The following is a 19044-nucleotide window of genomic DNA, read 5'->3' as shown; positions in this document are numbered from 1 at the left end:
GGGCCGAGAGGAGCCTGTCCGGGAACGCCGTGCCATAGAGGGAGGGGTGGGGCTCTCGTCGGTGCTTCGCAGCACCGCAGCTGCGGTGTCGGGAGGGAGGGACGGCAGCGGGGCTGTCCCTCCCTCAGGTGCGCTGGCCTCAGGGGCGCTCGATCACGGCGGTGGCCTGTACCTCGATGCGCAGGCCGGAGAGGACCAAGTCGATTCCTCCGAGAATGGCGGTCGGAGCGAAGTTCTCGTCCATCAGTTCGCGGCAGATGTCGATGAATTCGAACGCATCGCGGGCATCGGCCAGGTACACCGTCAGACTGACGATGTTGGCCAGGTTCGTGCCGGCGGCCCCGAGAGCCAGTCCGACGTTGCGGAGGGCCTGACGGGCCGGGGCACCGAATTCGGGCGAAACGATGTTGTATTCCTTCCTGCAGGACGCCCTGCTGGCGCGGATCTGTGACTACATGTTCCCCGGGGACCCGATCCGTGATCATGCGCTGTCCGCACGGGACCGTCTGGTGGCGTGCCTGCGGCAGATCCTCGCTCCGACCGGGGTGGGGGCCGAAGCCCGCAAAGCCTGGGAAACGGTATATAAGGCCTTCATCGAGCCAGAACAGACCACGGACCTCCGCTCAACCTACGCGGGGATCGAGCGGCAAGGAATGCGGCGCGTCAGGTACGGGCTTTCAGTCCTCGCCGAGGAGGGCGCCCTCCAGCGGGCCGATCACACCCCGCAGGCTCGGTTTCTCCTCACCGTCCTGAACAGACTCTCGTGCGAGCGGGCACTTCCCTCGAGCGGATCGCTCCTGCAGGCCGAAACCGCCACACATCATCTCGACGTCGACGCGGTGCTTGGAACCCACCACACCGGCGAAACCTCAGAAACGACGAGTGCTTCGAGTGGCCAACCCGCCGGCGACACTGGTGGTGTCCCTTAGCCCTGTGCCGCCAAGGCAGTCTGCACGGCAACAGGCAGACGGGGCCGCCGGCCGACACCGAGAGGGTATGCGAGTCCCTTTCCGGTGATGCTTCAGGCACTGCCGCGGGCATCGGGTAGTAATCCGGATCCGTTGATCCCGTGGCGGCCGGCGCGGATCGGTTACGTCTTGGCCTTCAGGAACTCCTGGAAGCTGTCTCCTTAGTCGGCCATACCGTCGAGCAGCCAGTGGTACTTCAAGCGGAGTCCGCGCTCCATGCTTCCGAGCACGGCGGCAAATCCGAGGCCGACGTTCATCCAGACCGGCAGGTGGACGGGTGAGGTGAAGGTGCCGAAGCGCTCCATCAAGGGGGGTATTTCCGAGATGGGTTCGGCCAGCTGCAACAGATTGAGGGTCACACCAATGATGAGCATGAGTGCCGCGACCGTCCCGATGACACGGCTCGCCTGCGGGTGCTCGCGCTCTAAACGCAAACGGCGTCCAATGGGGGAGGAAGGGTCTGCGACGAGCTGCGCCTCGGTGCCGTCGGCGCTGACAAAGTGGGCCCGCTTCAGCCCGAATTTTGTCTGCGCCACCTCGAAGTACCCACCGGCGGCAGGCATCACGGCGGGCATCGGCGACTGCGCGGAATGCCTTCTGTCGGCGAACAGGTGCGCCATGACTCTTTCGCTGCCCGGGCGCACGTCCACGGCATATTCAACCTGCCGGCCGTCCTGCCAAAGGTGCAGGTACAGCAGCTTGCGCCCGGTGAGGAAATGCCACCACCGGAAGCGTTGCAGGGCGCGGCCGTCTCCGGGCCGAACTCGCCCGAGCGCCCACTGGCGCTTCACATTATCGAACATTCATGCCTCCCGGCCGTATCACAGAGCGCAGCCGCCATGGCCGCCACCCCCGGACCGCAGTACCGTTATTCACGTCAGCCATGACGGACGGGGCCACAACAGACTAGCACGCCGTACTAGTACGGTGTGCTGAGGGAGGATTTGGAGTTTCCTGTAGACCCTTGGAGGGACGTAACCCCCTCGCGCCCAAGGCCCCTGAATGCAGAGCAGACCAGGCTGGTCCGGTCCGCGATGTCAACGGGTAGCGGACCCAGCCCACGCAATCCGTTGAACCTCATTCTCGAGGTACACAACGCCAGACACCGGAACCAGCACCCCAACACCCAGTCAGCGTTCTACCAAGGCGCGCCTGTAGCGCGGACCGGCACCCAACACACCCCTCGAGGAATAACCCCAGCGACGCCGCCCGGCACGAGCGCGATGCCCAGGCCCGCGGACTCCAAACCGATCGAGCGGGCCAGCCACGCCCCGAGAATGCGATCTTCGGGTCGGGCAGGTCCGGTCAGGCTCCGAACTCGGGCGAGCCGTTGGTGCTCGCGCCCACGATCGACCGTTGGTGCGGAATTTGGTGCGCCATCGCGGTGGGGTAGCCGCCCAGAACCAGGCGCCTAGCGAGCCGGTCGTGTATCCCGGCCAGTTCCTGCTTAGCGGCTGCTAAGCGTTCAAATACCTGTCCGGCATGCCTGACCAGCCCTTCACCCGCTGCTGTTGGACGCACCCCCCCCGCGCCCGCCGTTCGAACATGGGCCCGCCAGTTGCCCGCTCGCTCGCCGCGACCTGAGGCGAGACCGCGGACTGGCTGTAAATAAGGGTCTCGGCGCATCCTCTCTTCAGCGTCGATCAGTTCCGGGAAATAAACAAGAGTCCTTGATAAAGATTCCTTAATGAAGGAGTCTTTAGCTATGGAGATCGAAAAACACTCGCTACCGACCGCCACTCCGCGTGATGGCATCAGCTACCGTGGGCCGTCCAACGAGCAGGTTGTCAGTGACCCGGTGCGCATCCGGGCCCTTGCCCATCCTGTCCGGTTGGAGCTCCTCGATTACCTGGATGATGAAGGGCAGGCAACGGCGACGCAGTGCGCAGTGGCGACTGGTGAGTCGGTGGCAAGCTGCTCTTACCATCTGCGCATGCTCGCGAAGCATGGGTACATCGAACAGGTCGACCAACCGGGCCGAGAAAAGCCCTGGAAGGTCGTCTCGCATGGCAGGTCATCCGTCACCGACCGGAACGCAGAAGGGTCAGTGCACGCTGTGTCCGCCCTGGCGAGCATCTTCGTACATCGTCAGTTGGACCGCATCCAGTCGTGGCTGCAGCGCGCGTCGCAATTACCAGTGGAGGACATCGATGTCTCCACGGTCACCACGTCTAGTTTCTATGCCACTCATGATGAGATCCGCCAGTTTCGGGAGGACCTCTGGGAACTGGCCCGCCGCTTCAACGGACGATGGCAGAATCCGGAGTTGCGGCCCGAGGGATCAGTGCCGGTTCAGCTTTTCTCCGTCATGAATGTAGACCCGGACCGGCCAGCGCACCGGGCCGATCGTGAGGGCAGCTGAGCATGGCTGCAGATGATCCGAGCCCTCAGCAACCAGTGCTCGCAGCCGGCCTCATTACGGAAGAAGAATCGACTCCTCGGCCTAACGACGTCGGCACGAACCGCGACGTACTGAAAGTTCCGACCTTCCGTCGCCTCACCCTGGTGTGGATATTCACGAACTTCGGTGACTCGGCCCTGTTCCTGACAGCCGCCATCTGGGTGAAACAACTCACTGGAAGTGACGCCGCCGCCGGAGTCGTGTTCGTCGCCCTCGGCCTACCGGCTCTCCTGGCACCTCTGATAGGGCAACTTGCAGACCGGTTCAAGCGAAAGCCGCTGCTGATCATCAACAAACTGTGCGCGGCAGCAGTGGTCCTGGTCCTCTTGGCCGTTCAGACAGCTGACCACCTATGGCTGGTCTACCTGGTCGTGTTCACCTACGCGACGTCCAACTACGTGACCTCCGCAGCCCAATCCGGACTCCTCCGCGACATGCTCACGGACCGCCTACTCGCGCCGGCGAATGGGCTCCTGAGCAGCATCGACCAGGGTCTGCGAATCATCTCTCCCCTCATCGGAGCGGGAATGCTCGCCCTCTGGGGAATGCACGCAGTAGTACTGACCACCAGCGTCTGCTTCATCCTGGCCGCGGTGATTCTTACAGCGATCAAGGTTCAGGAATCGGAGCCCGGCACAAACACCGACGAAAACTTCTGGCAAAGCACGACAGCCGGCCTGCGCTTCCTTGCCCGCCATCACCTCCTGGCACCAGCGATGTTGGCCCTCAGCATCGCCATCGGCGCCTCCGGGATCTTCAACGTCACCATCTTCGCCACCATCGAACAAGGCCTGGGCATGCCCCCTGAATTCCTCAGTGTCCTCGTCAGCGTTGAAGGAGCCATGGCGATCGTCGGCGGGCTCACCGCCAGCACTCTCATACGCAGGATCGGTATTCGCCCCGTCATCATCCTCGGCGTACTCCTGCTCGGCATCGCAGTGCTTTCATCTGCCGTGCCATCGACGCCCGTCGTCCTGGCCGGTTCGGTCCTCACAGGCCTCAGCGTCACGTGGACTGTCATCGCCTTCATGACCCTCCGACAGACCGAAAGCCCTGCCCGCCTGCAGGGAAGAACCTCAGCTGCAGCCAGCATGCTCATCAACGTCCCCCAGGTTGGAGCGAACATGATCGCAGCAGCACTCATCGGCACCATCGACTACCGGGCCCTCATCATTACAACAAGTATTATCTGCATGGCAGGAGCACTTCCCCTCCTACTGCGCCGCACTGAACCATCAACATACGAAGCCGAACTGCATGAGAGCTGACCCACCTTAATGTTCTGCTGTACACAGCCCACATGAAAAGGGCAGTACGCGAAGGGCCAGAGGCCAAATTCAACTCGATCCACCCCATGTCACATGACTCCGGGACCAAACGTTCACGCACCGTAAAATAAGTGAACACTTGCGTCACAATTTGCGGTTGCATCGGAGTAAGACCATCGCTTGTCCCGTAACCGGTCGTATAATTGACAGGAGTTCCGGGATGCTCGTCGGCTACATGCGCGTGTCGAAGTCTGATGGATCGCAGACGACCGATCCGCAGCGGGACGCCCTGCTCGAAGCCGGCTTGGACGAGGCCCAGCTGTATGAGGACCTTGCCTCGGGTAAGAAGGACGACCGCCCGGGCTGGCCGCGTGTCTGAAAGCACTGCGGGACGGGGACACGTTGATCGTGTGGAAACTCGACCGGCTCGGCCGGAACCTGCACCACCTGGTGAACACTGTCCATGACCTCACTGCCCGCGGGGTCGGACTGAAAGTCCTCACCGGACAGGGCGCCGCGATCGACACGACCACCGCAGCGGGGAAGCTAGTGTTCGGTATCTTCGCGGCTCTGGCGGAATTCGAGCGGGAGCTGATCTCCGAGCGGACCGTCGCCGGTCTTGCTTCCACTCGAGCACGGGGCCGGGTCCGTGAAGGAATCCCCAGGGCGACGTAGCGCCGCCACGGGTGCGGCACCGCTTCAACAACGGGCTCCTCGGAGGGGATATCGGCCGAAAGGAAAGGCTTGATGTCGCTCACCCTTCCGTCCTGCCAAGCCGGTGCCGCCCTGCGCGAATGTAGGGAACATCCGGACCCCGATGTGACACCGCACCAAATACAGTGCTTGAGCTGCACTCTCCGGGCTTTTTCTCGGGTGGGATATACGCGACTGAAGAGCATCTAATTTCATATAGGACCCTTGTGTAAGTTGCAGCGGTAGGTGGCGCGGTTCTCCCGGCGCTTTATGGCCGCTTGCTCAGGTCGACATGACAGTCCACGAGAGTGCTTTCCGACTTGGTGGCTTTGGGGGCTGCCCCGTTTCTAGATTGGACAGCGGCTCGATAAATCTCGGGCGTCGGGTTTGCAGGTGTTGGAACAGCGTTTGTTTGGAGCGGAGTGGGAGTCGGTTGGGCATGGCTATTCGGACGAAGCAGAAGGTGCGGGGCCCGTAGTGGGTCCCGCACCTTCCTTTACCTGAGCCTCATTAGTGCCAGTTGGGGTTCATGCCTTCGGGGTAGCGTGAGCCGAATCCTCCGGTGGGGAGAATTTCCTTGATGCGGGTGAGGTCGGCTGCTGTGAGGGTGAGGCGGGCGGCGCCGATGTTCTCTTCCACGCGCTTGGCGCTGCGGGAGCCGGGGATCGGAACGATGTGTTCTCCTTGTGCGAGCAGCCAGGCGAGGGCGAGCTGCGCGACGGTGGCGTCCTTGGTCGCTGCGAGTTCGGTCAGCTGGCGGGTGGCCTCGACGTTCTTCTCGAAGTTGCCGGGCTGCCAGCGGGCGTCCCAGCTGCGCATGTCGGCTTCCTCGTATTCGGAGGCCAGCTTGGTGGTGCCGGTGAGGAATCCGCGGCCCAGCGGCGAGTAGGGGACGAAGCCGATGCCGAGCTCGTTCAGGGTCGGGAACAGCACCTCGACGTCGCGTTCGAAGAGGGAGTACTCGGTCTGCAGGACAGACACGGGCTGGACGGCGTGGGCGCGGCGCATGGTCTCGGGTCCGGCTTCGCTGAGCCCGAAATATTTGACCTTGCCGGCGTCGATGAGTTCCTTCACGGTCCCGGCGACATCTTCGATGGGGACGTTGGGGTCGACCCTGTGCTGGTAGAGCACGTCGATGTGGTCCATGCTCAGGTAGCGCAGGCTGTTCTCGACGATCTCGCGGATGTGTTCGGGCCGGCTGTCGAACCCGTAGTCGCGGGTGAAACCAAACTTCGTGGCGACAACCACCTCGTCGCGGAAGCCCTTCACCGCTTGTCCGACGACCTTCTCGTTCTCTCCCCAGCCGTACATCTCGGCGGTGTCAAAGAAGGTGACGCCCAGGTCGTATGCGCGCTGGATGGCCGATGAACCACCCGCAGCGTCGGCCGCTCCGTAAGCAAATGAGATTCCCATCGAGCCGTAGCCGATGGCGGACGTGGTCAGGCCCTGAGTGCCCAGTGTGCGTGTCTGCATGAGGTCTCCTGTGGTGGATGGGCCAGTTTTGTAGATCCTGCGCCCGAAATGCTTGCAGTCTATGCCCAATGTGGCAGTGACTGTCAACCCCGGCGTTGTATGCTGGTGGTGTGAGCGAAAGCGGGAGTTCTGGTGTCGGGTTGCGGCAGCGCACCCGGGATGCCGTGCGTCAGCAGATCGCGGACGCTGCGATTGTGATGTTCGACGAGCAGGGTTTCGAGGAGACGACCGTCGACCAGATCGCGGCTTCGGTCGGTATCTCGCCACGGAGCTTCTTCCGATACTTCGCCGCGAAGGAGGACGTCGTGCTGGGCGACCCGATGGTCCATGGCGAACCCGTTCGCCGGCGTCTTGCTTCGAGCCTGGAGTCAATGCCGGTATGGGAAGCCCTGCGGTCCGGGTTCGAACCGGTTGTGGAGATCTTTGAATCGGATCCTGACCGGTCCCTGCGTGCGATGCGGGTGATCATCAGCACGCCGTCCCTGCGGGCCCGGCATACAGAAAAGCACCTGGCCTGGATGACTGTGCTCGTACCACTGATCGCTGACGCCATGACTGTCCCGGAAACCGAACGGCAGTATCAAGCACGGGCGGTCACGCTGTGCGCCCTGACGTGTCTGGACCTTTCCACCGCCGAGTTCGTACACCGCGATGGTGCCGTGCGGGCTCGGGTGCTGCTTGATGAAGCCTTCCGACTTCTCAAGCCCGCAACACTGGTCAACTAAGCCTGTTCTGGAGCAGTTGGTATTGATGCTTCCTGCACTGCCCTGGGCATGCGTGGCTAAGGGATGGCGGATTCTGGCGGTCATTGCAACAGGAGGTTGCCGATCAGTTCGATCGGCTTCTGGAAGCCTAGTCTTTTGCGGGGCCGGTCGTTGAGTTCGTCCGCGACCCAGTCGAGGTCGGTGGGGCTGTGGATGCTCAGGTCCGTGCCCTTGGGGAAGTACTGCCTTAAGAGCCCGTTGGTGTTCTCGTTGATGCCGCGCTGCCAGGGTGAATGCGGGTCGCAGAAGTAGATGTCGATGCCGGTATCGACGGTCACGGTCTTCCAGTCCTGCATTTCGATGCCCTGGTCCCAGGTGAGCGAATGCCGCAGCACCTGGGGAAGGGTTTGGATCTTCGCGGCCAGCGCATCACGCATCTGCTCGGCTTTGTAACCCCCGGGCAGGTGCACGAGCATGGTGTAGTTCGTGGTCCGCTCCACCAGGGTCCCGATCGCGGACAGGTTCCCTTTGCCGATGATCAGATCACCCTCCCAATGCCCCGGCACGGCCCGGTCCTCGACCTCGGCGGGACGTTCGGAAATGTTGATCATCCCCGGGATCCGGTTCTTGCGCTGCCCGGCCTTCCGGCACGGCTGCCTGAGGGCCCGTCCGGTGCGCAGGCACGCGGTCAGGTCGCGCTTGAGCGCCCCGCGGGACTGCACGTAGAGGGACTGGTAAATGGTTTCGGGTGACACCCGCATCTCCGGTTGGTCGGGGAACTGAACCCGCGGCCGTCCTGCGATCTGCTCGGGCGAGTACTTCTTTTTCAGGTCGCCTTCCACCCTTGCACGCAGCGCCGGGTTCGTGTGCAGTTTGGCCGGTTTCGGCCGGGAGGCGCGCTCATACGCCATCGCATGGGCAGAGGTCGCCCGGTACCCGGCGCCGGGCCGGGTGTTGCGCCGCAGCTCCCGGGACACCGTGGAGGCAGAGGCCCCGATGACCGCACCAATCTGCCGCAGCGAGTATCCCTGAGCGCGCAACACGGCGATCTCCTCCCGCTGGGCAAAGGACAGGCACCGGCCCTTCAGGTTCCGGCCCCGGCGCGGGCGGACACCGCCGGCCTCCAGCAGCACCCGGCGCCCCGTCCGACGGCTGGTACCGATCGGGAGGACCGCGTCGGTGATGAAATCACCGGCCTGCATACCGGCCCAGAACACCTGCAAAAGATCGGGCCTCAGGAAAATCGAATACCCCGCCATAACAACACCCATCCGCTAAGTGTTGCAATCACCGCAAGAACCCAAGGATCCTCCTACGGAACAGCTGTAGCGTGCGTGGACGGTTCGAAATAGCTGAAGACGTCGCCCAGTCCAGGACGCTGCGTGATCTCATGTTGGTCTTGTTGGCGATCTCGTCGAGGTCCTGCTGGCTGAACTGACGTAGCTCCCCGTTTCTCGGTAGGTACTGACGCAGCAGACGGAGGAATTTTCGCTCCCATATCGGCGTGGAACCGGCGGAACGGGGCCTGAGGGTGGGTGTGGTGCGCCCTCCCTCAGGCCAGCGCGTCCCCTTAACGTTGACGTCATGAGCCCTGACACCACCGCCTACCCGCATCTTCACCGTTCTTCACCGCCCGCCGCGGCGTCCTGGACGGACCCGTGCACAACGTCCGTAGGAGCGCCTCCCCTCGTGTGGCGGTTCACCGGAAAGGGCCGGCGGATCGTTCGGGAACACAATCTCACTGTCGTTCTCGCCGGGGACGCCTGTGACGCGACCCTCGCCGGCCGGGTGACCCGGTGAGCGGGCGGGAACACCCCTACATCGGAATGTGGGTCACGCATGACGGGCACGTGCGCCACGAGCTCCTCCCAGGCGGACGGTACGTCGAAGCGCGCGGCCGGAGGGAGGCCGCCTACACCGGCGCCTACGAGATTGAGGGAACCCATATCGAGTACGTAGATGACACAGGGTTCACCGCCGACGGGGACTTTGTGGACGATGTGCTCCATCATGGAGGCATGGTGCTGCACCGATACTCCGCCGGCGACGCCGCGTAGATTGAGGTCGTTACCACCGCTTCATAACGAAGGGAACAACACGATGTTTGGTCAGTTCCTCCAGGCCCGCAGGGCCGCTATAACCCCGGAGGAAGTCGGGCTGCCCACCTCCTCCGGGCGGCGTGTCTCGGGTCTGCGCCGGGAGGAAGTTGCCGCCTTGGCCGGCATGAGTGTGGATTACTACACCAGGCTCGAGCAAGGGCGTGAACGGCATCCCTCCGTCCAGGTCGTTGAAGCGCTGGCGCGGACCCTGCGGTTCGATGAGGACGCTCGGCTTCACGCCTACCGCCTTGCGGGGATGCTCCCGGCGCCGGTCCTTGGACCCTCCACGGAGAGCGCCGCACCCGAGCTCACGGAACTGCTTCGGATGTGGCCAAAGACCCCGGCCATAGTCTTCGGCCGCGCCTATGACGTGCTGAGTGCCAACAGCCTTGCCATTGCACTGTTCGACCCGTTCGACCTCCACGGCAACCTCATCCTGTCAGTCTTCCTGGACCCCGGAGCCCGGGTGTTCTATAAGGAGTGGGACATGGTCGCCAGAAGTTCGGCCGGGGCGCTGCGTCTGGCGCAGGGTGCCGCCCCAGACGACAGACGCGTCACCGAAGTAATTGAGAGTCTGCTCCGGCACAGCCCCGCTTTTGGCGAATTGTGGTCCTCCCACGAGGTGCGCGGCAAGACCTTGGAATCCAAGCATCTTCGCCATCGTAATGTCGGGGAGCTGGTTCTGCGTATGCAGACTTTCGACGTGCGCTCCGCGCCGGGTCAGCAGCTTGTGATCTATCACGCCGAGCGCGGTTCCCCCAGTGCCGACGCGCTTGCCCTGCTCGGCGTGCTAACCGCGAGCCCGTCCCCGGAGAAGGCGGACCGGACGGGATAGCTTGACGGCAGATCCTTCGGGAGAGCACTCCGGCCCGCTTCGGGAGCGTCATCGTTGCCGAGTCCCGCCTAACCCGTGCCACCTAGTCCGTGCCGTCGGGCCGGCCGGACGGTTCTCCATGCGGGCGGTCCGGTACGCCGTCTCAGTTCTGCTTCGAGGCCGCCTGCCGGTGCGCCGGGCTGCCCTCGCGGTAAAAGACGTACCCGCCATGATGCAGCACGTCCCCCTGGAAGTCGCCGTCGGCGCTGAACCCGGTGTCGTCGAGGTACTCGATATGGGTGCCCTGCACCCAGTAGCGGCCGGTGTAGGCGCTTTCACGTTCTCCCCTCGCTTCGTCGTACCGTCCATCCGGGAGGAGCTCCTGCCGGATTTGGTTGTCCGCGGTGACCCACATGCCGACGTACGGGTGAAGGCCGGCCGGTTCCTCGGCGCCGCCAGCTGTAAGCAATGGGCTTGGGGACACCGTTGCGACCGGGGCCGGCTGTCCCTCCGGAGACGACTGACATGCCGTCACGCTCATCAGCCCGACAGCGAGTGAGATTATGCCTGCAGAATTGTTGATGTGTCGCATGGATCGATGATGACCCGAGGGGAGGGGTCAGCGGCAGGCCGTGTCACACCCAGGATCATCACAGCCCGGAGCCCGGGGAGTTCCGCGGCTTCGGGCCCGCGGAGGCAAGGAGCCCCAACCACCCTGCGACCAGTCCATGCTGGAAAGAGGACGGGCCTCAACGGGCAGCGGTCGACGGGACGCGGCGGCCAGCCCCGGATGCTTCAGCCAGTGCGGCGAAGGGCCCGGATGCCGCCAAACGAGGTGAACAGGTTCCATCCCGGGGGGAGAAGGTCTGCTCTGGGCAGGGCCGGCCGATCTGCCGGGTGCGCGGTGCCCTGGTCTCCGGTGCGGTCCGCTAATAGGGGGTGTGCTCCTCCTAGGAATACCACAGCCTTCACCAGTGTCGCCTGAACCCCGACGATGAACCTGTCAGATCCCATCGAAAGGACCCTCATGATTTCTTATCCAGCGGCCGCGCCAGCACGAAAGACGCCCCTGGCCGGCAAAGTGATTCTCATCACCGGGGCGAGCAGCGGCATCGGGGCCGCGACCGCGGTCCGCCTCGCGAAGGAGGGCCATCACGTTGTGCTTGGAGCGCGCCGGATCGAACGGCTCAAGGACTTGGCGGGGCAGATCGCCGCCGACGGTGGAAGCGCCGGCTACAAAGCCCTGGACGTGACGGACGCCGCCGCGATGCAGGACTTCGTCGATTCCGCTGCTGCCGAATACGGCCGGGTGGACGTCATCGTCAACAACGCCGGCGTCATGCTCCTGTCCCGGATGGAAAGCCTGCTCGTCAAGGAGTGGACGGCCATGGTGGATGCGAATATCAAGGGACTCCTGCACGGAATCGCCGCGGCACTGCCCCACTTCCAGCGCCAGCACGCCGGTCACTTCATTACCATCGCCTCCATCGGCGCGCACCAGGTAGTTCCGACCTCGGCGGTCTACTCGGGAACGAAGTTCGCTGCCTGGGCCATCACCGAGGGACTGCGGCAGGAACTGGATCCAAGTATCCGCGTCACGACGATCTCCCCGGGCGTCATCGACACCGAACTTGCCACCCACATCACCGATACGGAAGCCAGGGAGCTCATGGTGGCATACCGCAGGTTCAGCCTGCCAGCCGACACCGTCGCCCAGAGCATTTCCTACGCCCTGAACCAGGACGGGCAGACCGACATCAACGAAATCATCCTTCGACCGACCGGACAACGCTAACCGTGGCTCCGGCAGCCGCCTGAGAACGCCGAGCCGGTTCCCAACCCCCTGCGGGCCGGCGGCAACACCCTGTCGAGCGGTGCAGGGGCGCGAGGCGCGTCATCGCGAGTTGTGGTTGCCCATCGGCCCTGCAGGCGCTTTCCGGCACCGCTCCTGGGACGGGGCGGTGCCGTGCACACTACGGCTCAGCGACGTGCTGGGACGTTGGACTCCACCTCCGGCCCGCACCGCACTGCCGCTTCCTTGCTGCGAGCGACCTTCACGGTTGGAGGAGGGAGCGCGTACCGCATCGCTTGGGACGTGCCGATAAGCATCAGGTCGTGGCCCCGCCCCGCTGAAGGAACAACTTCGGCAGCCGGTCTCTTTGACAACGGAAGGCGCCCGGCCTCGGTGATCCCCCGAAACCATTCCGGGATGTCGGATGGGGTCCTCGCCGCCGGGGCCTCCTCGCGCGGGTGGACCGCACCCTGCATGTGGAAATAGTCGATCGCGCTCGCCGAATTGACGTTCACATCCGGGCCGATGCCTCGACGCAGGTTACCGGGCCGGCGTTGCCCGGCACGGGCACCGGCACGGGCGCGGCCCACCCACGCACCACGCACGAAAGAACATCACGAAACAGGAGAACCACGACGTGACTACCACCGAACGGAACGCAATCGTCATCGGTGCCTCGGGAGGGATCGGACGGGCCATCGCACACCGCCTCGCCCACGACGGCATGAACGTGCTCGTGCATTTCAGCGGCAACGAGCTTAAAGCCAAGGAGACTGTCGAGGCCATCCACGCCTCCGGAGGCCAGGCGGTGGCCTGTGGAGGCGACGTTGCGGACGAGCAGGACATGGCAGCACTTTTCCATCATGCATCCCAGAAGTACGGAGGAGTCGACGTGGTCGTCAATACGGCCGGGATTATGCCGTTGGCGTCCATCGCCGAGATGGACCTCGGGACCTTCGACAGGATCCAACGAACGAATCTGCGCGGAACCTTCGTCATCAGTCAGCTGGCAGCGCGCCAGATCCGTACAGGCGGAGCGCTTATCAACTTCTCGACGAGCATCACGCGTCTGCTGATGCCCACGTATGGGGCTTACGCCGCATCCAAGGGCGGGGTTGAAGCTATGACGCTGGTTCTGGCGCGGGAGCTGCGCGGCCATGGCATCACCGTCAACACCGTCGCTCCCGGCCCCACAGCAACCCCGCTTTTCTTCGAGGGCAAGCCGCAGCAGGTCATCGACCACATCACATCGCTCAGCCCCATGGAGCGTCTTGGCGCGCCTGAGGACATCGCGGAAGTGACCGCTTTCCTTGCCGGGCCCGGCCGATGGATCAATGGCCAAACCCTTTTTGTCAACGGAGGCGCGGTGTGAGCCGTCCCGGTGCCCTTGCCGGGGGAGTCCTGCCCAGATCTGGAGTCGAGCGCATCTCTGAGAGCTGGCCGCTTCGCGAGGATATCTGAAGCGTGCTCGATGAAGACCATCTCGCATCCGGCGGCCTCAAAGCGCGTCGGTCTGACCAACGAAATTGTGTTCTCGGGTCGAGACGCGCGCGTATCCAACAGCTGCCACGCGGGAACTGTACCTCGAACGTGCCCTATAGTACGTAGCTCCCGGACACGGCTCACGTGGCCTGGCGCTGATTCAGGTGTAGCCGCTTCTGAGTGTCCTATGGGCGGTCGTTTATGTGGGTGAAGAACCCGCAAGCCTCCATCTAAGTCAAAACTGATTTCCATTCTTATTGTCACGGGGTCCATACCGGAGGAAACTTAGGGCGACGGCATCCCATCCCGGGCCGCCCGCGGGGCCACCCGGCTGCGGGGCCTCACAGTACCCTGTAGCGGCTTGGTGGATCGATGAGTTCCCTGACATCCCTCGAAAAGGCCGCTCAGCGGTCGCGCCCTCTCTTGATCCTGGTGGCTGCCGCACTGATCGGAGGTCTCAGCGGGTGCGAGTCGGCGCCCGACGACGCCTCCCTCCCGTCCGCCAGTTCTCCAACCACGGAGGCTGGCACGGTTCCAGCACAGCCGGACGGCGGGGACGCTAGTGCAATCCCACCGCTGCCAGACAGCGGCGACATCGACGCCGGCACCTACCTCGTCACCAGCTACGCGCAGCCTTTCGAGATCACCGTCCCAGACGGCTGGGTGACCCCCGAAGGCGACGCACTGGCCAAGGACGACCCGGACCACCCGGATGAATGGGCCGTCGTCGTGGGTTGGTGGCCCGCGGACTATGTGCCGACGGATTCATGCGCGTGGGTGGGCGCACTCGGCGAGGTCGGTCCGTCGGCTGAGGCCTTCGTCGACGCCATGACGGCGCAGACGTCAACGGCCAGCACCCAGCCCGTCGAGGTCGTGGTGGGCGATTACTCCGGCTTCGAGTTCGACCACTCCATCGAGGGCGACGTGGACATCACAGCCTGCGACCGCGACAAGTTCTGCCTCCACTCAAGCTTTTCAAACGAATGCACCCGCTGGTACTCGACCCAGGAGGAACGCGAGACCTACCGGGTGGTCGACCTGGACGGGCAGCGCGCTGTGGTCTGGGTGACCCAATTCCACGAATCCATCAATCCGGAGCTGACGAGAGAGGCACGCGCCGTCTTCGACTCGATCGTGTTCAAGTCCAACAACTGACCAGCTGATGCGACAGGCGATCCCGCCCCCGGGCCCCGACTCCTTCTCTGCACACCCCTGGGCGTCTCATAGCCTCAGTGTCTCGAAACGAATGAGAAGCGAGGCGAGCTGCCCAATCCGGTTTGCCACATAGCGGTGCAGAAAGACAGCCATCCAGCGCTGCGATCTACATTCCTGGCCCGAACCTCGTCGGAGTGTCTTGAAAAGCTTTACGTTTTAGACAGTGCCTGTTCGTTCGGAAGCACCGGCTGTGATCCGGCTCCACGCTTCAACCGGACAGCTAGTGGATGCGCCGCAAGATCGTCCGCCAATTAAGCGTACTTGCGATCTATGACCGCACTAGAACTGTCCTGATCTCGAAGGGGAGCTTTGGTCGTCCGTTCTTCTTTGGTAGTCAATTCAGGACTGAGTCCTTTCGAGCAAGGTCGCAGGCGGAGGCCCAGAGCTCGAGGTGAAGAATCAGATTCGTGGGTGGGGACTGGCCTGCCGGTGATGTATTGGCAGGACAGGTCAGGGACTTCATGCTCGCGGTGCATTTCGCTCTTTTTCACCCCAAGTGATCCCCAAGATCTGCACAGTATAGGCAGTGCGTCCCAAGCGCCGGTATGGCGGAGCGGGAAAATCTGTCATGCAGCTGTGGGCCGCTCGGGTCATGGACGGTTTGAGGGGAGGTGACATCGCGATGGAGAATCTGGAGGCCGTCCAAGTAGTGCGGCATGCCCGGGGCTCTGTAACGAGCGCGGGCGCCGCCCGGTCACGGTCACGGTCACGGTCACGGTCACGGTTAAGTCACTCCCGCAGGATCGGATTATTCACGGTAATAAAGCGCCGCACCCGGTTAGTGCGGGGTGCGGCGGTCCTGGGGAAGGCCTTTGGTGGGAAGAGTGGGGGTGTGGACAGTGTCCACACCTGGGGCTTCGGATCGGGTCATACATCGGCCGGACCGGGCCGGACTGGGGATGTTTTCGGGGGAGCCCAGTGTATGCAAGGGCTGGAGTCCGGTTCGAGTCCCACTTCGGGCACATGTTTCCCCTAGTCAGAGGCCCTTCTGCTCTCTGACTGTGGACAGCCGGCCCAATTCTGCGGTCCGGGTGCCGGTTCTGGTGGCTCTTTTGGAGTTTCCGTGGGGGCTGGGTGCCGCCTTTCTGTCGCGAAGCCCGGTTCGGGCGTTCCTACTACTTCATGGGGGAGCGGAGGGGTAGGTACATGACTTCGGTGGACGTTTCTTGGCCCCCATTGAGGAAGGCGGATGATCCCCTGACGTGTGCTGACATTTGGACAGATACCAGCCCTGCGGATGAACGGGCAGCGATATGCGCGCATTGCGGCCGGCCCTCGGCCCTGACAAGTGGGGCAGACGGGACGCCGACCCCGTCGACATTGTCCTGGCATCATCTACGCCCCCATCGGCGCCCCGGTCCGGTTGAGCATCCCATTTGTACTGCCCGGGGCCTTCACGATTTCGGAAGTTCATTCACATGGGAGGTTTATCGATACTCAGGGTTTTCAAAGTCGAACCGGGTGCCGGCGTCCCAGGCGGAACGGACGTTCCCGTAGGCCGGTATTCCCCCGGCGTCCTTCAGCATCCGTGCCAGGTGCATGAGATTCCACGTCATGAAAGTGGTGTTTCGGTTCGTGAAGTCGTTCTGTGGCCCGCCGCTGCCCTCGTCGAGGTATGAGGGTCCGGGGCCGGCTTCACCAATCCATCCGGCGTCGGCTTGGGGGGGAATGGCGTATCCAAGATGCTGAAGGGAGTACAGAATGTTCTGGGCGCAGTGTTTGACGCCGTCCTCGTTCCCGGTGAGCAGGCAACCACCGACCCGGCCGTAGTACGCGTATTGGCCAGCGGCGTTGAGCTCGCTCGAGGATCCGTAGAGGCGTTCTATAACCCGCTTCATGACACTGGAGTTGTCACCGAGCCAGATGGGTCCGGCCAGGACCAGAATGTCGCTGGCCAAGACCACCTCTTCAATGTCCGGCCAGGCATCGGAGGCAAACCCATGCTTGGTCATATCCGGGTACACACCACTGGCAATGTCATGGTCAATCGCCCTGAACTTGGTGACGGTGACGCCATGTTTTTGCATGAGGGATTCGCTAATCCTCATCAGTCCGTCCGTGTTTGACTTTTGAGGTGATGGCTTAAGAGTGCAGTTGATGAAGGTTGCTCGCAGGTTACTGAAATCCCAGTCGCTCTGTCTTGTCATGCCGTCTACTCGCTTTCTGAAGTGAATCGCTTGTGCGGGGGCCCGCAGGGGAGGTGGTCCGAGGATAGGGTGCCGAGCCAAGGCGGCGATCACCGAAGGTACGGCAGCTTGAGCAGGAGTCTCCTGATGCGGGTGGGGGATCTGAATAGCCAGCCGCCTACGATGCCGGCCACCAGTTGGCGAAGGTTCGGGGCCACTGACATATGCGTCTTTTACCGTCCTTGTGGAAGGCATACGGGCGTATCGCCTCACCTGTGGGCGACTTGTAGGTTGCGCAGATGATGTGCTTCGAGGAGGAAGTGGTGCACCAGCGCCCTCAGGCGCTGTCCGGTTCCGGAGTCGAGGAAGCGGGGGTCGTTGATCTGCTCGTTGGCTCTTGAAAGCGAGTACATGGTGGGGTGAACGTGCATGCCCAGTGACTCAAGCGGCACACGAAGCGCCCATAAACCACGGTTGCCGCCGATCAGTGACGGCGAGGCCGAGGCAAGTAGCCCTCGCTGCCCGGCGAAAGGCTGGGGGCGGAGCCGAGATACCCAGTCGATGACATTCTTTAGTGCGCCGGGCATGGATGCGTTGTACTCGGGTGAACAAATAATGACGGCGTCAGCCTGCTCCAGGGCATCGGCGAGACGCCTGGGACCTGGGGGTAGGCCTGAGGCTACCTCGACGTCGTAGTCGTAGTTGGGGGCAGACACGTCCGCCAACGTCAGTCGATCCACGACCACGGTCTCAAGCTCTGTAGACCGGCCCTCGTCCTCCGCGACGGCCGCAATCCAGTCAGCCAACGTTCCGTTGAGCGAATTGCTCCTCAGTGAGCCCGACACGATCAGTACACGCATAGTTACACCTCTGCCTTTTATTTGCTTGCTCATGCATCATACTGGTGGTGCAGGCAGTTTGAGGGCGTAAAGCGCTTGGAAATCCAGTGCGTGCGAGGGAGGACGCTGCTGCACATTGGATCTGAAGGTTAATCAATTGAGGAGCAAGGATGACCTACGTCGACCAGAAAGAATCCCGGGCAGTATCGTCGTGGCCTGAGCTGCGGCTCGAGGACTGGACGGCGACGCGGGAGACCCTGCATATGTGGCTGCAGATCGTGGGGAAGATCCGATTGGCCAAGGCTCCGATGGTCAACCATTGGTGGCAGGTGCCGCTTTACGTGACGCCTCGTGGCTTGAGTACGACTTCTATCCCGGACGGAGAGCGCCACTTTGAGATTGAGTTCAACTTCTGCACTCACCACCTGACCATCGACCTTGAGGGTGGCGAGCGTCGCAGCGTCCCGCTCGAACCGAAACCGGTTCCGCAGTTCTACGCCGAGGTGCTGGGCGCACTGGGCGAGCTCGGTGTCGAGGTGTCGATCACTCCATATCCGGTCGAGGTCACTAGCACCACTTCCTTCGAGGACGACCATGAGAATGCCTCGTATGACCCCGCCGCGGCGCAGATGTTCTGGCGTCAACTCGTTCAGGCCGGCAGGGTGATGGGTATCTTCCGGTCACGGTTCATCGGCAAGGTCAGTCCCGTGCACTTTTTTTGGGGCGCCATGGACTTGGCATGCACCCGGTTCTCGGGGCGCACTGCGCCGCAGCATCCGGGAGGGGCCCCGAACGTCGGTGACTGGGTGATGGTCGAGGGCTACTCCCATGAGCTCAGCAGCTGCGGTTTCTGGCCTGGCGGCGACGGTGAGGGCATGTTCTACGCCTACGCCTACCCCGAACCGACAGGCTTCCCAGAGCATCCAGTCGCCCCTCAAGGAGCCTTCTACTACCCTGACGGCGGCCAGTTCGTGCTGCCGTACGAGACGGTCCGCACCTCAGCGGACCCCGACGCCACACTGCTCGCCTTTCTCCAGTCGACCTACGAAGCGGCTGCGATTACCGGCTCCTGGGACCGCGCAGGGCTTGAAGGTGATCCGCTTAGAAGAGGCGCTTCGCGCTGACCACGTTTCGCGGATGAGCCTGATAGCCCGGAAGTACGTGCTCACT

At 63.2% G+C, this 19044-nt stretch carries 18 protein-coding genes and 1 pseudogene; 12 read left to right on the top strand and 7 right to left on the bottom strand.

Features of this window, described 5'->3' with window-relative positions; translation table 11 throughout:
- Window positions 1-139 precede the first annotated feature (139 nt).
- Window positions 140-406: a RidA family protein gene (locus tag GVV77_RS12545; protein WP_246199798.1), complete on the bottom strand. Its 267-nt coding sequence runs from the start codon at window positions 404-406 to the stop codon at window positions 140-142.
- Between GVV77_RS12545 and GVV77_RS12540 the strand changes: the two genes are divergently transcribed.
- Window positions 405-929, top strand: coding sequence for a TetR/AcrR family transcriptional regulator (locus GVV77_RS12540; protein WP_159618848.1), 525 nt, complete (start codon window positions 405-407; stop codon window positions 927-929). The genes GVV77_RS12545 and GVV77_RS12540 overlap by 2 nt on opposite strands.
- A gap of 200 nt (window positions 930-1129) precedes the next feature.
- Here GVV77_RS12540 and GVV77_RS12535 read toward each other — a convergent pair whose 3' ends face one another.
- Complete coding sequence (locus GVV77_RS12535) at window positions 1130-1771, bottom strand: hypothetical protein (protein WP_159618846.1); 642 nt, start codon at window positions 1769-1771, stop codon at window positions 1130-1132.
- A gap of 902 nt (window positions 1772-2673) precedes the next feature.
- Between GVV77_RS12535 and GVV77_RS12530 the strand changes: the two genes are divergently transcribed.
- From GVV77_RS12530 to GVV77_RS12520, 3 genes and pseudogenes are all read left to right on the top strand, one after another.
- Complete coding sequence (locus tag GVV77_RS12530; protein WP_159618844.1) at window positions 2674-3330, top strand: winged helix-turn-helix domain-containing protein; 657 nt, start codon at window positions 2674-2676, stop codon at window positions 3328-3330.
- A 2-nt stretch (window positions 3331-3332) separates the two neighbouring features.
- Entirely contained in the window at window positions 3333-4637 is a 1305-nt protein-coding gene (locus GVV77_RS12525; RefSeq protein ID WP_159618842.1) for an MFS transporter, read from the top strand.
- Between the two features lie 220 nt (window positions 4638-4857).
- Window positions 4858-5312: pseudogene (locus tag GVV77_RS12520) on the top strand (recombinase family protein).
- A gap of 528 nt (window positions 5313-5840) precedes the next feature.
- Here the strand turns inward: GVV77_RS12520 and GVV77_RS12515 are convergent.
- The gene (locus GVV77_RS12515) at window positions 5841-6803 is read right to left on the bottom strand and encodes an aldo/keto reductase (RefSeq protein WP_159618840.1); all 963 of its coding nucleotides are present in this window, start codon (window positions 6801-6803) and stop codon (window positions 5841-5843) included.
- Window positions 6804-6943: 140 nt separating this feature from the next.
- On the opposite strand from GVV77_RS12515, the gene GVV77_RS12510 reads away from it, so the two are divergent.
- On the top strand, window positions 6944-7528 hold the full coding sequence (locus GVV77_RS12510) for a TetR/AcrR family transcriptional regulator (protein WP_201291527.1): 585 nt from the start codon (window positions 6944-6946) through the stop codon (window positions 7526-7528).
- 80 nt (window positions 7529-7608) lie between these two features.
- On the opposite strand, the gene GVV77_RS12505 is transcribed toward GVV77_RS12510, so the two are convergent.
- Window positions 7609-8778, bottom strand: coding sequence for an IS30 family transposase (locus GVV77_RS12505; RefSeq protein WP_246199793.1), 1170 nt, complete (start codon window positions 8776-8778; stop codon window positions 7609-7611).
- A gap of 313 nt (window positions 8779-9091) precedes the next feature.
- Here GVV77_RS12505 and GVV77_RS12500 point away from each other — a divergent pair, with 313 nt between their 5' ends.
- From GVV77_RS12500 to GVV77_RS12490, 3 genes are read left to right on the top strand one after another with little or no spacing between them, the layout of a single operon-like run.
- Window positions 9092-9307, top strand: coding sequence for a hypothetical protein (locus tag GVV77_RS12500; RefSeq protein WP_159618838.1), 216 nt, complete (start codon window positions 9092-9094; stop codon window positions 9305-9307).
- Entirely contained in the window at window positions 9304-9564 is a 261-nt protein-coding gene (locus GVV77_RS12495) for an Atu4866 domain-containing protein (protein ID WP_246199792.1), read from the top strand. The genes GVV77_RS12500 and GVV77_RS12495 overlap by 4 nt, the downstream gene beginning before the upstream one ends.
- Before the next feature lie 43 nt (window positions 9565-9607).
- Entirely contained in the window at window positions 9608-10441 is an 834-nt protein-coding gene (locus GVV77_RS12490) for a helix-turn-helix transcriptional regulator (protein WP_159618836.1), read from the top strand.
- 142 nt (window positions 10442-10583) lie between these two features.
- Here the strand turns inward: GVV77_RS12490 and GVV77_RS12485 are convergent, their stop codons facing one another.
- On the bottom strand, window positions 10584-10889 hold the full coding sequence (locus tag GVV77_RS12485) for an Atu4866 domain-containing protein (protein WP_246199791.1): 306 nt from the start codon (window positions 10887-10889) through the stop codon (window positions 10584-10586).
- A gap of 558 nt (window positions 10890-11447) precedes the next feature.
- On the opposite strand from GVV77_RS12485, the gene GVV77_RS12480 reads away from it, so the two are divergent.
- The 3 genes from GVV77_RS12480 (at window position 11448) to GVV77_RS12465 (ending at window position 14849) form a co-directional block, all read left to right on the top strand.
- Window positions 11448-12215, top strand: coding sequence for an SDR family oxidoreductase (locus GVV77_RS12480; protein WP_159618832.1), 768 nt, complete (start codon window positions 11448-11450; stop codon window positions 12213-12215).
- A 634-nt stretch (window positions 12216-12849) separates the two neighbouring features.
- Window positions 12850-13584, top strand: a complete 735-nt coding sequence (locus tag GVV77_RS12475; protein ID WP_159618830.1) for an SDR family oxidoreductase — start codon at window positions 12850-12852, stop codon at window positions 13582-13584.
- A gap of 482 nt (window positions 13585-14066) precedes the next feature.
- Window positions 14067-14849, top strand: coding sequence for a hypothetical protein (locus GVV77_RS12465; RefSeq protein WP_159618828.1), 783 nt, complete (start codon window positions 14067-14069; stop codon window positions 14847-14849).
- Between the two features lie 1487 nt (window positions 14850-16336).
- On the opposite strand, the gene GVV77_RS12460 is transcribed toward GVV77_RS12465, so the two are convergent.
- Together GVV77_RS12460 and GVV77_RS12455 are read right to left on the bottom strand one after the other, a co-directional pair.
- Window positions 16337-17056: a flavodoxin family protein gene (locus GVV77_RS12460; RefSeq protein ID WP_159618826.1), complete on the bottom strand. Its 720-nt coding sequence runs from the start codon at window positions 17054-17056 to the stop codon at window positions 16337-16339.
- Window positions 17057-17304: 248 nt separating this feature from the next.
- A complete protein-coding gene (locus tag GVV77_RS12455; RefSeq protein ID WP_159618824.1) occupies window positions 17305-17895 on the bottom strand; it encodes an NADPH-dependent FMN reductase in 591 nt (196 codons plus the stop codon).
- 149 nt (window positions 17896-18044) lie between these two features.
- Here GVV77_RS12455 and GVV77_RS12450 point away from each other — a divergent pair, with 149 nt between their 5' ends.
- Entirely contained in the window at window positions 18045-18998 is a 954-nt protein-coding gene (locus GVV77_RS12450) for a DUF5996 family protein (RefSeq protein ID WP_159618822.1), read from the top strand.
- Window positions 18999-19044 lie beyond the last annotated feature (46 nt).

This window comes from Arthrobacter zhaoguopingii (assembly GCF_009828605.1).
Lineage (GTDB): Bacteria > Actinomycetota > Actinomycetes > Actinomycetales > Micrococcaceae > Arthrobacter_D > Arthrobacter_D zhaoguopingii.
This window is presented reverse-complemented; position numbering and strand designations above follow the sequence as displayed.

Excerpts from the sequence above, each read along its gene's own strand:
- GVV77_RS12540 (WP_159618848.1), top strand. The coding sequence starts at position 405 with ATGTTGTATTCCTTCCTGCAGGACGCCCTGCTGGCGCGGATCTGTGAC.
- GVV77_RS12535 (WP_159618846.1), bottom strand. The coding sequence starts at position 1,771 with ATGTTCGATAATGTGAAGCGCCAGTGGGCGCTCGGGCGAGTTCGGCCC.
- GVV77_RS12530 (WP_159618844.1), top strand. The coding sequence starts at position 2,674 with ATGGAGATCGAAAAACACTCGCTACCGACCGCCACTCCGCGTGATGGC.
- GVV77_RS12525 (WP_159618842.1), top strand. The coding sequence starts at position 3,333 with ATGGCTGCAGATGATCCGAGCCCTCAGCAACCAGTGCTCGCAGCCGGC.
- GVV77_RS12515 (WP_159618840.1), bottom strand. The coding sequence starts at position 6,803 with ATGCAGACACGCACACTGGGCACTCAGGGCCTGACCACGTCCGCCATC.
- GVV77_RS12505 (WP_246199793.1), bottom strand. The coding sequence starts at position 8,778 with ATGGGTGTTGTTATGGCGGGGTATTCGATTTTCCTGAGGCCCGATCTT.
- GVV77_RS12500 (WP_159618838.1), top strand. The coding sequence starts at position 9,092 with ATGAGCCCTGACACCACCGCCTACCCGCATCTTCACCGTTCTTCACCG.
- GVV77_RS12490 (WP_159618836.1), top strand. The coding sequence starts at position 9,608 with ATGTTTGGTCAGTTCCTCCAGGCCCGCAGGGCCGCTATAACCCCGGAG.
- GVV77_RS12480 (WP_159618832.1), top strand. The coding sequence starts at position 11,448 with ATGATTTCTTATCCAGCGGCCGCGCCAGCACGAAAGACGCCCCTGGCC.
- GVV77_RS12465 (WP_159618828.1), top strand. The coding sequence starts at position 14,067 with ATGAGTTCCCTGACATCCCTCGAAAAGGCCGCTCAGCGGTCGCGCCCT.
- GVV77_RS12460 (WP_159618826.1), bottom strand. The coding sequence starts at position 17,056 with ATGACAAGACAGAGCGACTGGGATTTCAGTAACCTGCGAGCAACCTTC.
- GVV77_RS12455 (WP_159618824.1), bottom strand. The coding sequence starts at position 17,895 with ATGCGTGTACTGATCGTGTCGGGCTCACTGAGGAGCAATTCGCTCAAC.
- GVV77_RS12450 (WP_159618822.1), top strand. The coding sequence starts at position 18,045 with ATGACCTACGTCGACCAGAAAGAATCCCGGGCAGTATCGTCGTGGCCT.